The 14159-nt window shown below is 41.4% G+C and carries 9 protein-coding genes; 1 reads left to right on the forward strand and 8 read right to left on the reverse strand.

All coding sequences use genetic code 11. The annotated features are described in order from the left end of the window. Nucleotides 1–475: 475 nt before the first annotated feature. The 5 genes from kwaB to C1E24_RS12365 all read right to left on the reverse strand — a co-directional run bounded on the left by kwaB (nucleotide 476) and on the right by C1E24_RS12365 (nucleotide 5609). On the reverse strand, nucleotides 476–1450 hold the full coding sequence (gene kwaB / locus C1E24_RS12345; RefSeq protein WP_138481885.1) for an anti-phage protein KwaB: 975 nt from the start codon (nucleotides 1448–1450) through the stop codon (nucleotides 476–478). Then, complete coding sequence (kwaA, locus tag C1E24_RS12350; RefSeq protein ID WP_138481887.1) at nucleotides 1447–2034, reverse strand: anti-phage protein KwaA; 588 nt, start codon at nucleotides 2032–2034, stop codon at nucleotides 1447–1449. The genes kwaB and kwaA overlap by 4 nt, the downstream gene beginning before the upstream one ends. Before the next feature lie 461 nt (nucleotides 2035–2495). Continuing rightward, nucleotides 2496–3782 (reverse strand): PIN domain-containing protein, encoded by a 1287-nt coding sequence (locus C1E24_RS12355; RefSeq protein ID WP_138481888.1) that lies wholly within the window; start codon nucleotides 3780–3782, stop codon nucleotides 2496–2498. A gap of 113 nt (nucleotides 3783–3895) precedes the next feature. After that, nucleotides 3896–4270, reverse strand: coding sequence for a hypothetical protein (locus C1E24_RS12360; protein WP_138481890.1), 375 nt, complete (start codon nucleotides 4268–4270; stop codon nucleotides 3896–3898). An 814-nt stretch (nucleotides 4271–5084) separates the two neighbouring features. Further along, on the reverse strand, nucleotides 5085–5609 hold the full coding sequence (locus C1E24_RS12365) for a hypothetical protein (protein ID WP_138481892.1): 525 nt from the start codon (nucleotides 5607–5609) through the stop codon (nucleotides 5085–5087). A 125-nt stretch (nucleotides 5610–5734) separates the two neighbouring features. Between C1E24_RS12365 and C1E24_RS12370 the strand changes: the two genes are divergently transcribed. Beyond that, a complete protein-coding gene (locus C1E24_RS12370) occupies nucleotides 5735–6709 on the forward strand; it encodes an integron integrase (RefSeq protein ID WP_138481894.1) in 975 nt (324 codons plus the stop codon). Between the two features lie 234 nt (nucleotides 6710–6943). On the opposite strand, the gene C1E24_RS12375 is transcribed toward C1E24_RS12370, so the two are convergent. The 3 genes from C1E24_RS12375 to C1E24_RS12385 all read right to left on the reverse strand — a co-directional run bounded on the left by C1E24_RS12375 (nucleotide 6944) and on the right by C1E24_RS12385 (nucleotide 14076). Next, on the reverse strand, nucleotides 6944–9709 hold the full coding sequence (locus C1E24_RS12375) for an Ig-like domain-containing protein (protein ID WP_240722009.1): 2766 nt from the start codon (nucleotides 9707–9709) through the stop codon (nucleotides 6944–6946). Between the two features lie 97 nt (nucleotides 9710–9806). Beyond that, nucleotides 9807–12449: a glycosyl hydrolase family 18 protein gene (locus C1E24_RS12380; RefSeq protein WP_138481897.1), complete on the reverse strand. Its 2643-nt coding sequence runs from the start codon at nucleotides 12447–12449 to the stop codon at nucleotides 9807–9809. 25 nt (nucleotides 12450–12474) lie between these two features. Continuing rightward, nucleotides 12475–14076 (reverse strand): lytic polysaccharide monooxygenase, encoded by a 1602-nt coding sequence (locus tag C1E24_RS12385; protein WP_138481899.1) that lies wholly within the window; start codon nucleotides 14074–14076, stop codon nucleotides 12475–12477. Nucleotides 14077–14159: the final 83 nt, after the last annotated feature.

Here is a 14159-nt window from a genome sequence, read left to right on the forward strand (position 1 = left end):
AGCCGACATAACGAAGTTGAATAGATTTAAATGATTGCTAATACAAATTAGCTGCTTAAAAGCAGCTAAAAAGAATCGTTATGCTTACTTGATCCGAGAAGGTTCATATGTGTTATGCGTTGACACTCAAATTTAGAAGCGCTTGCGCCTGCACTAATAAGCCAAACTTAAAATTAAAAAACACTCACCAAACCCGAGATTGCAAAGAAGCGTTCGGCTGGTGAATGATGGTTCTGGTCACAGCTTAAATTGAAAAATGAAAAGCAACGACCAACTTAAAACTTAGTTACGACACTGTACCTAAAAGCCGATTTGAAGAAAAGACTTGAAGTAAAAACCGTTTTAAAGACAGCGAGTTAAAGTGACGCATAACGCCCAACTAACCGGTGAGGTTTGCTGGCACGTTGTTTTGCGTGTTTTTGCAAAACACGTGACCGTAAACCGAATCCGGGTTGAGTTGCTTGTTAGAGCACCATTACGCCGCATTTTCAGCAGCTTCTTCAATGTTATCTTTTGCTACACTCTCATAATATTTCTTAGTTAATTCTGATTGTAAGAAGTCATCGTTTAGTAACTTAAGAAATAAGTTTTGAGATTTTTTAGTTTTCAAATCGAATTGAGAGCCATCGGCACTATATTTAAATTTTCCTTTTAACGCAGGGTGAGTATTTGTAAAAGACAATATTTCACGATTAGGTATTACTGATAAAACAGGTGATTGACTAGCTGATTTAACCAACTTTCTTGAAAAAGTTATGTCATCAAGACGTGATTCAAACACACCACAATCCATTACTAAGTCAGATGTTTTAATATTCTCTACACCCTGAGTTGCAATGTTTTTAATAGCATCATGGAAACCAAAAAACCTTTCTAGTGCTTTAATATCGAGTATATAATATTTACCATTCAATTTTATAAACTGAAACTTGGGGTCAATTTTAAGGATGTCTTGGTCCAGTTTCTGAAACCTATTTGAACCTCGCATTTTAGTTAAGCTAAAACCACTATCTTTTTGTAATAATGTAATTGGGTAATGATGCTTATAAATGGCAAGTTGAACGTCTTGATTGCCAATTAAGATAAGTACACCTTCCAGTTGTTTTAATGAGTCATCACTAAATGAGAAAGGGTCAAACTTTTCACTTTCAATTATTTTTTTTAAGTTAGATAGTTCATCAGGGATATCGTCTAAATCATATTCGTATAGAGCATTCTTCCGATCGTCTGCACTTGATATAGGAATAAGTGACAGATCATCGTTAAGAAGAATTTTATTACTCAATGATTCAGTAAACATTTCTGCTAATTTAGTTTGATCGGTTTCGTTAATATCAACTGATTTAACACACATTCCTTCATCGCTATCTAAAAGAAAGAAAAATTCAGCAGAACATCCTTTCGCTGTAATAACAGATGAAATTTCTTCCTTTAAGTTTTCAATAGTCATTCGACTTTCCTCGCAAAATATACTTTTTTATCTAAATCCAACGTATTTAATTGATCAAGTTCACTTAACCTATCTTTTGTTATTACAACAATATTTTCTTTTATACCTGTCCTTGTCTTAACCGTGACTTTGTATAGCCTAAAACCTAAAACAGCAAGTGTCGGATTAGCATAAAACTTATCTGTTTTTACATAAATAATGCCGATGACAATTAACAAAAAAGCTAAAGCTATCAAATATCTTGTACTTGTAAGGTTAAAGCAAATTAAGGGAATAATATAAGTAGTTAGAAATGTAAGGTGTTCGTAATTTAGGTCTTCAATTTTTGTAATTTCAACTGGTAACTTCTTACTACCTGAAACCCTGTAATCAAAGCGGTAATAAAAAATAATTCCAAATAAAACCAATAGCAAAGAAATAGCAGGAACTATATTCTTCTTAATAACCTCCCAAAAACCAATGAATTGGCAGTTGTCTCCAAAACACATAGGAATATCTACTGTGATCACTATAATTAAGAAAAATAGAAACCAAAGTGACATTATGTATAATTCGAATTTGTCCCAAATTTCACCAAACTTCATATTTTCATCCATGCTTGATTACTGGTGCTCTAACGCTTGCCTAACCGGCGCAAAATAGCAGGCTAAAATTAGCGACGAAGGAGCGCAAGCCTGCTGTTTTGCGTCCTTTGGTTTAAGCCCTTGTTAGCTGCCAAAGCTTATATAACTTTAATTAACAACCGACATGTACCTAATTTGTTTTATGTAAGTACTTTAACTGATTAAAGAAAACCTGGAAACACCTTAGTTTGGGTTTTGTACTTTAGTAAGCTGAACACCAGCCAAATGAAACACCAAAGCAAACCAATATTTGAGAAAACAGTGCTGGGCGTGCGCCCTTAAACTTAGCGCTGGAATGTCGAGTATGGATTGGCTGCTAACGCCTTACCTAAGCGGCGCAAAATGCTTGGCTATAATTAGCGACGAAGGAGCACAAGCCAAGCGTTTTGCGTCCACTGCTTTAGGTGTTTGTTAGGCAACGACTACTCTTCAACTTCTGGTTCATTCCCATTCTCAATTTCATCATCAAAATCAGCGAAAGCTCTATATTGGAATGCGTAATCCCCAGCAGGGAGAGGCTTATGCTTTCCTTTCATATGAACATTGAAATCTCTAACTGTTCCGCAACCAAAACTAATATGTATTTCTCTTTCGAGTTCACTAGGATCAATCGGACCATCAATAAATTCAACATCAAAATCAGGTACATCGCATAATTGAGGACTGAATTTACCACTTCCTGTAGCATAACGCATGTCATGGTCTAGACTCACAACAATTACACCTACATTTTCATATTCATTACAAACACTGACTTCCTGAGATACTTGTATGGATGGTGAGTGCTTTTTCTTATTAAAAGAGATGTTCATAGTTTCATGAGCAATTTCTTTGGACATTTTTTCTAGCTGCTCACTAATAATACGTATTTCATCTATTACATTTTGATCAACTTCTTTCATGTTTATGCGAGCAGCTTCTTGTATAAATTTACTCACAGAGTACATCCAGAATTGTTGGTCTGTTTCTTTTATAAATTCTTCTATCAGCTCCGGTCGCGGAGAAATAGTTCTACCCGACTGTTCTAACCACCAGTCCTCTTTCTTATCATCCGTTATAAAAACGACAGAGCAGTTGTTGGCTTTCGCAAAATCTATCGTTTGCAACCAAACAAATAAGTCTCCATATTTTCTTGTTGGATCTTCTGTTGAGTCTTTTGCCGCATCTTTATAACCAGGTGGAATTTTTGATTCGTATCTACTCTCTCCGATAACTATGAGTTCTTTAATTTTTTCAGAGTCATACGGCTGCCCAGTTTTACCTTCAAAAGTAACTTCGATAAATTCGAGAATTTCATCATTTGATAATTTATCTAATAGTGATTTTTGCTGCGACTCGAGGTTTTCAACAACACTATCAGACAATTCATTTAATTCGGTTAACTTATTATCACTAATAAAAGGATGGCGATCTTTATTTGATATTTTTTTTACTAAATCTTTGATAGTTTTTATAGCGCTCGTATATTCTTTTGATTGATCAGATGTAACGGTCAACCTATTTCTAAGAAATTCACTAGCTGCTTGATGAGGAATAAAAACTCTTCCTTTTAAAGATGTAATTGCATTTTGTAGCTCTTTCCTAGTTGCCTCTGAATACCTGTACAAGTTTAATAAAACATTAGCATCTATAATAAAAATTGAACTGTCCCAATGTTTATTAAATTCTTCATCTTTAGGCCTAAAATGACCTGGAAATATACTTCTCACAACGAATCCTTCTTTAGTTGCCTAACGCCCTGTTAATGGGCAAAATTTAGTTGGCTAGAATAAGCGACGAAGGAGTAAAAGCCAACTGTATTTTGTCCTTGTTAAACAGCTTGTTATGAGTAAATAGGACTCCACTCTTTAATAGAGTTCCAGTCTACCTCTGACTCGACTACTTTACCGTTTGCGTGGTAATTTTTACGGTAAGAAAAGATATTATTGTTTAGCTTGAAGCTACCAACGAAGCCTTTTTCTACAACCTTTAAGCGAGATACTAATTTATTTTCTAAATCAAAGATCGCGACTCTAGTAATTGGGCCCTTGTTATAGTCAGTTGTAAGCCACTCTTCGATTGCTAAATAACGCCCATTTAATAATTCACTACGAGTAAAGCCATAAAAAAAGTTAGGTGCTTTTTTACCTTCAATTTCTAATGAGTAATATGCTGGACCAAACCTAATTTCATTCTCATAGTTCAATTGATACTGCATATTCGAATTTACTCATAACGCCGTTGTAACCGGCAAAAAATTGTTGGCTAAAATGTGAAGCGAAGCGTAGCAGCCAACAGTTTTTTGTCCGCGTTGACGACCTTGTTATGCGTTTACACACAAACTTCAAAGCGCTTGCGCCTGCACTAATAAACCAAACTTAAAATTAAAAAACATTCACCAAACTCAAAATTACAAAGAAGCGTTCGACTGGTGAATGATGATTCTGGTCACAGCTTAAATTGAAAAACGAAAAGCCAAGACCGGAGCAAAACTTGATTGCAACACTGTACCTAAAAGCTAATTTGAAGAAAAGACTTGAGGCAAAAACCGTTTCAAAGACAGCGATTTAAAGTGACGCATAACGCTTGCCGTAAACGGCAAAAAATAGCAGGCTAAAATTGGCGACGAAGGAGCACAAGCCTGCTGTTTTGTGTCCCTGGTTTAACGGCCTTGTTAGCTACCGCGAAGGTTTATCTGCATCAGGGTTAAAAAATAAGTAACCTGTAAGTAAAGCCCACATAGATATAAAAACTCCTAAGCATGAAACTACAAACCTAAATGCGATTTCTAAGTTGCTACCAACTACCTCTTGAGAAAGCATAGAAAAGATCACAAGAAGGATAATCATGCTTGAAGGTATCAACGCGTATTTAAAAGCCCTTTTGTACACTGGTTCATCAGACATACTTAAATCTCAATAGGTAGCTAACGCTTGCCGTAAACGGCACAAAATAGCAGGCTAAAATTGGCGACGAAGGAGCACAAGCCTGCTGTTTTGTGTCCTTGGTTTAACGGCCTTGTTAGGCATACATTAGCACTTAATTTTATTAAAACTTAATCCGTTACCTATACCTTTAATCACAGCTATATTGTTTATACAAATGTCTTTTGGTAGTTGCTGTACAAAACTAAAATTTGTGCCGACCCAATTTACACCGTCTAAAAAGTAGTAAAATTCAACAACCAATCCACTCTTTTGGCCTATTGGTATAATTTGGCACGTAACAGTATCAAAAACTTTTGAATCATGATTTAAGAAACATTTTGAACCTTCTAATGAACCCAAGTTTTCAATTGCGTTCAAAAGCTCTTGATTATGAAAATACTGGGCTGCTACATCTTTGGGGTTAGATGATTCTAATATTTTTTGAGTTATTTCTAGAGCATCGAGTTCAACTGAAAGAGCAGAACTAGAAACTACAATTAAAAAAACACACCAACGCTTCATTTGTATGCCTAACAGCTTATTCTCTCCCAAAATGCCTGAATAAATACCGACAAAACGGGCTATATTACGTGTCCCAATATTTACACAAGAAAAGTTCATTGTAAACATGAGTTTAGAATGTCCAATTTTGTTCAGTTGTGAAAATTGGACAAAACGCGCTGTAATAATGTTATTGGACAAATTGCAAACAACTGTCTATATAAACAGTATCTTTTTAAAACTTTTTTTCACTTATGAAATCACCTTTTCTCACCATGGTGCAAGAGCATATGTATCTTCGCCGCTATGCAAAAAGAACCATCGAGTCTTATTTACGATGGATTGCAGCGTATATTCGTTTTCATGATATGCGTCACCCCAATGTGATGGGAAATATGGAAGTTGAGTTGTTTTTAAGTCACCTTGCTAATCAGCAAAATGTTGCGCAAGGTACACAATCTCAAGCTTTAAATGCACTGGCCTACTTATATAAAGATATCTTAAGTGCCCCACTTTCTTTAGAACTAAACTTTAATAAGAGCCAAAGAGCTCGAAAATTGCCTGTCGTACTTACAAAAGAGGAAGTCGCGATGCTGTTTAAAATGTGTAATACCCGTCATTATTTATCTTGTGCTCTGCTTTATGGAAGTGGGTTAAGACTTATGGAAGCTATGCGTTTACGAGTGCAAGATATCGACTTCGATTATCATTGTATCCGTATCTGGGATGGTAAAGGAGGCAAAAATCGGGTTGTCACATTAGCAAAGGAGTTAGTGCCTCTCTTAACTGCACAAATCCAACAAGTGCAAAGTCATTTAATGCTCGATTTAAAGAACCCATTATTCGATGGGGTATGGATGCCGCATCGATTACGTGACAAATATATAGGACAAAATAAAAAGCTTAATTGGCAGTATTTATTTCCATCATCAAAGCTCAGCCTTGATCCCGAGACTAAGCAATTCAGGCGTCATCATGTTGATGAAAAGCAGGTGCAAAGGGCCGTTAAAAAAGCCGCACAGTTAGCAGGTATTACCAAAGCAGTCACACCACATACTCTGCGTCACTCTTTCGCAACTCATCTATTACAAAGCGGTGCTGATATCCGAACTGTCCAAGCACAACTAGGTCATAGTGATGTAAGAACAACGCAAATTTATACCCATGTTATTCAACAAGGTGGTCATGGCGTGGTTAGCCCTATGTCACATTTGTCGATCCCAAAATAACCTAACCATGGCTTATAGGTTAACGAATCTAACGTCAGTTTAGTCCCTCAAAATGGTTGAGTATTATGCAGGATTAATATGAATGCAGAGCGAGTTAATTGGGTAAAAGTGACGTTGAAAAAAGCGCAGTCCGTTGCGCTTGCCCAACACGGGCCAAAATAAACTCAATTGAAAAGAGTTGTTTCTGTTCTCTTTAAATTAATTAACTTTAAAGCCAATTATCTAAATCTGAGACTAGTTACACGCGCCTAACTTTTTCCAAACCGCCCATTGGCTTGAGTATTGAGAAGGGTTTTGACCACGCGTCCACCACTTAGCTTCATATAGCTCACCGTTTAGGCTTGCTTTATTACCTGCGGTATACACCTTGTTATTACTCCACTCGGCTACTGCACAATCACTGCTGCTATCAACTACATTGATGGTGTTTGCCTTTGACTGTGTGCTTAAGCCCGTTGCATCAGTCGCCACAGCGTAAATGCTCACATTACCTAATTGGTTGGCTGTGAAACTTGCCGCGTAAGGCGCTTGTGTACTTACGCTCACTTGTTTGCCATTCACAAAATAAGCAACTTGTTTTAGGTCACCATCTTTGTCATTTGCGCTAACAGTAAGTGATAAACGCTCACCAAGTTTTACATTTTGGCCTTTGCTTGGTGACAATAGCGTCACTTCTGGTGCGGTTGGCGTTGGTGCTTTGCTTTCATTTACCACCACTGTGACTGCTTTGGCTGTTGTCGTTGCACCTTTGTCGTCTTTTGCAATGGCGCTAAAGCGGTAGCTACCTGCTTCGTCTGCCTTCCAGTTAAATTGATAAGGTGCGCTATTTAAACGCGTTAGCAGTTGGCCGTTAATGGTCACTTCAACTAACTTAATTTCGCCGTCACTGTCTTTTGCATCAAGATTAAAGTTAACGCTTTGCCCTTGTTCAACCTCAGTATTGTTTAGCGGGCTGATGAATTGCACGCTCGGCGCTTGATTTGGCTTGTCAGTAACGCCGCCACACTCTAAGCCTTTTTTCCACACGCCCCATGATCCTGAATTGCTACCCGGGTTTTGGTCTCGGTTCCACCACTTAGCTTCGTATTCAAAGCCATCAAATGAGACTTTTTGACCCGACGTATATACGCGGCCACCTTGCCAAGGTGCGGTATTGCATTGACTTGGGTCAATTAGGGTAAAGCTAACCGTTTGCGCATCTGCTTTAGCGCCATCGTTGTCTGTTGCACGAGCAGCAACCACGAACTGACCGGTATTGTTTGATGTAAACTTGGTTTCGAATGGTGCTTGTGTGTCTGTTGTATGTAGCTGACCGTTTACAAAAAACTCTACTTTTTCAACGCGGCCATAATCGTCTTTTGCATCAGCAGTAATGGTCACATCTGTGCCCACAATAAAACGCGCGTTTACTTTAGGGCTAGTCAGGGTAATCGTTGGCGCTTTGTTTTCAGTACACGCAAAAACACCCACTTGCTTAAAGGCTTCACCAATGGCTTTGATGTCATACCCTAAGTCTTTTGCAGATGCGGTTACGCCACAGGCAAGTGATTCAAAGTTACCGTTATATACCCAGAAGTTTTTGTTGGCGTTGTACATTACTTCATACGCTTTTTTTACACCCCAGTCAGGCGTATTTGCTAATAAATAGAAAGCTTTATTAAACACACCAGAGCTACTATGAACGCCCATGCCCGGTTTGAATTTATCTGCATGACCAATTGAATGACCATCTTTTTCAGGGTTTGCCATATAACGCAGTGCAGTGCGATTTTTGAAAATGCTTGCGCCAATTAACCAATCAACTTCACAGCTGCCATCAGGCTTTTGGTTCATGTAACATTCGAGGGCCTCTGAGGTCATATCAGAAAAGGCTTCGTTCACACCGCCCGACATATTGCTATAGACCAATTTTGAATTTTGATGCGTCACGCCGTGGCCGATTTCGTGGGCAACAACGCCCAATGATGTGAATGGATAAACGCCATAATTGGCTAAGTCGCCGTCACCAAAGGTCACCTCTTTACCATTCCAAAAGGCATTTAAATAATCTTCGCGATAATGAATACGCATCACCAAATCACCAGTTAGGGCGCGGCTATCGAACCAGTCTTTGAATAGATCTATGGTGGCTTGGCCATAATACATTGCGTCGTTTAGCGGTGAGTAAGCACCATTCACGCTTTTATGGGTGTTTTCATAGCAAGGGAACTGAAACGTTTCTGTATTTGTCGTGCCGTGCTCCATGTCAATCACACGAATATCTGTGTGCGACATCTCACATTGACCATTGCCTAGCTCTTTGGCATGAAAATGGGGGTTATCGGTTCCATAGTGATGTAGTCCGATCTTTTCATTGCCACCGGGGCCTGAGCCCACTCTGGTGTGGTGCAAGGTTTCAATACGATTTAATACCGCACCTGAATGCGCATCAATGGTAAACTCTGGGCGCGTTGGTGCATCTTGTGTTTCAGCCAAAATAGAGACTAAGTAAGCCAGTTTCAGTTCACCGTTATGTGGGAATATAATCAGCTCAGCTTGCTCATCAGATGATGAAATAAGTGCTTTAATTTGCTCTTTAGCAAACGCGATTGCCTTGTCGGCGTCTATGCTCGGAATAACTGTATCTATGCTTGGCTTTGTGATCACCGAGCCACTAATAGACTTTATTTCGCCCTCAGTTTGAAACCAAGCACTGAACACATTTTTCTCTTCATGGTGAGTGACAATTTCACCACCATAAACACGCACACCTTTATAATATTGGCTGCGGCGCAAATGCTTACCATCAGCAGATTTTGTATGCGTTCTAAATTCAAAATCGCTCTGAGACGACGAGCTTGCTACTCTAAAAAAACTATCATTTTGTGATAACTGAGACTTTAAGCTGTTTTGTAACTGTTTGTTGTCATGAAGACTTACCGGCTCACTGGCCATTGCAGTAACGCTGGTTAATGCACTTGCACCTATGCTTGCAGCCACAAAAAAGGCTACTTTACTCATTTTTAACATTTTTATTCTCTAATTTTTATCTATTGCTGTAAAAAGGTGCGTCCATGCACCTAGAATGAACTACGTTCTGATTATTGCTTTATGAAGGTTAAAGCTTGCGCCATACGCCGCCGTTGCCTGGCGTTTGACCGCGCGTCCACCAGCGAGCTTGGTAAGTTTCGCCGTTATGCTCAACCTTGTCGCCACCGGTATAAACTAGGTCGCTACGCCATGCGCGTACTTTGCCGTCATCTGGGATGATCTCGGCCCATACACCGCCATTGCTTGGTATTGCACCTTTGGTCCACCAACGAGCACGATACTCAACGCCTTTGTACTTAACCGTGTTACCGCCTGTGTAAACCTTGTTCGGATCCCATGTTGTGTCATCGTTACCCGGTGGTGTTGGCTCAGTTACTTCAACATTATTAATAGTTACGTTGAATTCGCGTGTCACTGTGTGCTTGCCATCAGTCACTGCAACACTGCCTTTTACAGTGGTGGTTTTAGCCACTTCGCCCGCTTTAAGTGTCACACTTGCACCATTACCAACCACAGTGTGGCCCGGTACACGCCATGTGTAAGACAGTGCTTTGCCCTCAGGGTCGTTGGCCGTTACGCTCAGTGTTTTTGACGTGTTTTCGTCTAAAGTTACCGCTGCAACTGAGCCCACAACAGGTGCTTTGTTTTCTACAACAGGGGCTTTTACAGTCACTTTGACTGAACGATTAACCGTATTAGCGCCGTCGCTTACGCTTAGGTTAACGGTGTAAACTGAGTCCGAGGTTACTTTAGGCGCCGCAATGATTACGCTGTCATTTTCAGTCTGAAGATTCAGCGCTGCATCGCCTTGCCAGTTAAAGGTCACAGCTTTCCCTTCTGGATCTGTCGCGGTAGCTGTTAAAACATCAACATCACCCGCGTTTAGAGTGATCTGCTCAACAAGTGTCACTATTGGGGCTTTGTTTTTCGGCTTAGGTGGCACAACTTCGCCCGCTAATCCTTCGTGCATGGCGTTTAAGATATCACCGTTATCTGCATCAATTTCCCATGCAAATAAGCCTGCTAAATTATGCTCGCGTGCATAACGACCTTTGGCACGCACAGAGCGAGGGCTATCATAAGTAACCAATGTGCCCTTTTGACGGTTCCAAACATAAGCGGCTTCTGCTTGTTCATCGTACCCTACTTCAAACCCGTTAATACCTTGCTCGTCTTGACCGATCATGTGGGCTTTTAAGCCTTTATAATCAATCACACCCGCTTCCCACACGCCTTGTGATGTTGAGCCTTTCAGCTTGCCATTCGCAGGGGCGGTCATTGGGTTGCCTTCAATTTCAGCATTTTGTGGGTAAACCCCTTCCCAACCTCGGCCATACATAGCAGTACCCACTACCAGCTTGTCGCTTGGTACACCTTGCTTAAGTAGTAATTGGATTGCGTTGTCTAAGGTATAAGCTGGGCCTTTTCTTGACTCGCCGTTTTCGTCTACGCCTGTGCCGTTACACTCATCGGCACTCATGTGAGAGCCACAGTAAATCGCAGTTTGGTGACCCGTTACATTGTTCCAGCCACCTGCGAAGTCGTAGGTCATGGCAAAAATGTAGTCCATGTGCTCAGCAGCTTGCTTGTAGTCAACGTCTTCAATTTTGTCGTAACCTGTACCAATTGCAGAGGTTAGTTCAAACTCACGGCCCATTTCGATTTCTAACTCATCAAGCATCTCTCGTAGCTCTTTCATTAGAATGATGTACACTTCGCCGTCTTTTTCAGAGCCAAGATCTGGGTTTGCACCATCACCGCCCGGGAACTCCCAGTCGATGTCGATACCGTCGTAGAATTTCCACGTTTTTAAGAATTCGCGCATTGAGTTAACAAAGGTGTCGCGGTTTTCTTTTTTGTCAAAATCGAAGAATGGATCAGACAGCGTCCAACCCCCTACCGACGGTAAAATCTTCAGGTCAGGATTGCGCTTTTTCAGTGCCATAAGCTGCGCGTAAGTACCACGAATTGGATCTTTGCTGCTCACACCCGGCAGTGCTTTTTGTACTGCAGCCCACGGGTCATGAATTACAACTTCGTAATCTTTTGAGCCACCACATGCCAGTTCAAGGGCGCGTAAGCTGTTGCCGTTTTCAATTTCTGCGAGCGAGTCATTTGGACCACACACAGGAATAAAACCGTAAAGTAGGTGAGTAATGTTGTCAGCTGGGATCTGAGTCACATCGAATTTACGACCATAAATACCCCACTCTACAAAGTAAGCACCAACCACCGTATTTGGATCGGTGTCGAACTTTTTATTGTTAGGGTTAACGTTGAGTTTAAGTGGCTCTAAGTGACCGCCGTCTGTGTCGGCAATGACAATTGGCTTAGACGCTGACATAGCACAGCCGCTTGAATCACATAGTGCAATACGCAGTTGGTGACGGCCAGATTTATGATACGGGAAGCGAATAGTACCGCCTGTCGTGCCTGCCGATAAAGTGCCTTCGTTCACCACTTTATCGTCAAAGTATACTTTGTAGCTGTCACCGCCTTTGCCAGACCATGCGTTCCATTCAATTTGAATGTCAACAACCTCTTTGGCTTGAATTAGTTGCTTATAAGAGCCGCGACCATAGATGTTTACATCAACAAACGAATAGTTTTGTGGCTTCCAGTTAATGCTTGGCGTCGATGGTGCGGCAAATGAAGCGGCACTTGCTAAAGCTGCGCCTACGGCGGCAGCTGTGGTTAAATATTTAAACATGTTGTATTTACCTTAGTGAGTATTATTAGAGTTTTTTCCAAACAGAACTTTGGCCCGGTGTTTGACCGCGCGTCCACCAGCGAGCTTGATAGCGCTGACCTTCAAAGGTCACAATAGCGCCACCTTGGTAGGCTTTGTTGGGGTTGTATGAATGAGTGTCGTCACCACCGCTTTGGACTAATTCCCAAGCTTGGCTAGAGTCTGGCGCTTGGCCGCGTACCCACCATTTGGCGCGGTAAGTTTTGCCTTTATAAACGGCTGTATTACCTGCGGTGTAGACCTTGTTTGCATCCCAAGTGTCTCTACCTGTTGGTGGTGTAGGTTCTGGCTTGTCTACTTTGTTCGTGACGTTAATCACCAGCGGCACGGTTTTACTGATAAAGCCGTCTGACACCGTTACCTTGCCGTCAAAACGCGTGTCTGCATCCACTTGCGGCGCAGTCACTGTGATGGTTGAGCCTTGACCTGTAAAACGCACAGCAGCAGGTAGCTGCCAGTCGAAGTTCAGCGTTGCTTGCTCGTCATCGAAAGCATGCACATGCAGATGCTTACTTTGCCCTTCTTCTAGCGTCAGCGGTGCTGGCGTATGCACAGTCGGTGCGGTATTGGTCGGCTTTTTGTGTACTTTAAGATTAAAGCTGTGCGCCTTATTACTTAAGAAAACTTGATTACGCTTGATGTCTTCAGCATCAAATACAATCTCACCACGTGCATTTTGCACACCAATGCGGATCAAGCTGTCAAAGCCAGATACCAGCTTGTTGGCAAATTCAGCCTGCCACTGGTTGGCATTTGATTCTGTTACATCAAATTTTTCTTGGATCAGCTCTCGGCCATTTTCGTCAAATAGACGTGCCCAAATGGTGTCGCCGTTTTGTGCGTCTTGCCCTTGTTTTACAAAGTAGCCGGAAGCAAACCAAGTATCTGGCGTTGGCGTTGAGGCATCATCGCGCTTGATGGTGATGTCGCTACAGTTGTAGAAACCTTCTCCGACCACATCGTCACGTTGCCAACGGCTATACAAAATAGCATCGCCATCAAAACGCTCAGGTATAGCAACGTCCATCTCGTAGTAACGATTTCCATCTGGCGCCATAAAGAAGTCAACATTGCCGTGCGCTTGCACCAGCTCTAAGTCGCCCCATGCCAGTGGTTTATTTTTAAAATCCACGCCCGGTTTAGTTAAATAAAACTGCCAAAAACTTGGATTATGTGGCGTGGTTGCGCGGTAGCGGATCTTAATTTTGCCTTCGCCATTGGGCACCACTTCGGTTTTTTGCCAATCTGCTGAAGGAATAGTCATGCCCGCCTTGCTGGCATTACCTGCCGCACATAGCGTGCCGTCAGGCACATTGGCTTCAACGGCAGTTTGGTTGTTGTAATCAGCGGTATTGACTGCAAACTCATGACGCTGAATAAGCGGCTCATGTTTTGACTGTAAATACGCTGCGCGACATGCTGCATTGGGAATATTAGCGCCATCTTCTGGCCACCAATATCCGCCTTGCTCGTGACAAATCGTTTGTCTGGCTTTAGGAAAATCCATATAGCCGTGCGCATTGACTTTGCCAATGAGCCCCGCCCCTAAAGCGACGCCAACGGCGCATAAGGTAAGTTGTTTTTTCATGGTTTACTCGTTTTTATTATCGATTCCGATTGTTTTACACATGACTTTGCTAACGTCGCAGACTCTACTCGGTCGCAATCGGT

The organism is Pseudoalteromonas phenolica, from assembly GCF_005876835.1.
GTDB classification, from domain to species: domain Bacteria; phylum Pseudomonadota; class Gammaproteobacteria; order Enterobacterales; family Alteromonadaceae; genus Pseudoalteromonas; species Pseudoalteromonas phenolica_B.

Bases quoted from the DNA above. Each gene is read 5' to 3' on its own strand.
- C1E24_RS12370 (WP_138481894.1), top strand. From the start codon at position 5,735: ATGAAATCACCTTTTCTCACCATGGTGCAAGAGCATATGTATCTTCGC.
- C1E24_RS12365 (WP_138481892.1), bottom strand. From the start codon at position 5,609: ATGTTTACAATGAACTTTTCTTGTGTAAATATTGGGACACGTAATATA.
- C1E24_RS12385 (WP_138481899.1), bottom strand. From the start codon at position 14,076: ATGAAAAAACAACTTACCTTATGCGCCGTTGGCGTCGCTTTAGGGGCG.
- C1E24_RS12375 (WP_240722009.1), bottom strand. From the start codon at position 9,709: ATGAGTAAAGTAGCCTTTTTTGTGGCTGCAAGCATAGGTGCAAGTGCA.
- kwaB (WP_138481885.1), bottom strand. From the start codon at position 1,450: ATGACTATTGAAAACTTAAAGGAAGAAATTTCATCTGTTATTACAGCG.
- C1E24_RS12360 (WP_138481890.1), bottom strand. From the start codon at position 4,270: ATGCAGTATCAATTGAACTATGAGAATGAAATTAGGTTTGGTCCAGCA.
- kwaA (WP_138481887.1), bottom strand. From the start codon at position 2,034: ATGAAGTTTGGTGAAATTTGGGACAAATTCGAATTATACATAATGTCA.
- C1E24_RS12380 (WP_138481897.1), bottom strand. From the start codon at position 12,449: ATGTTTAAATATTTAACCACAGCTGCCGCCGTAGGCGCAGCTTTAGCA.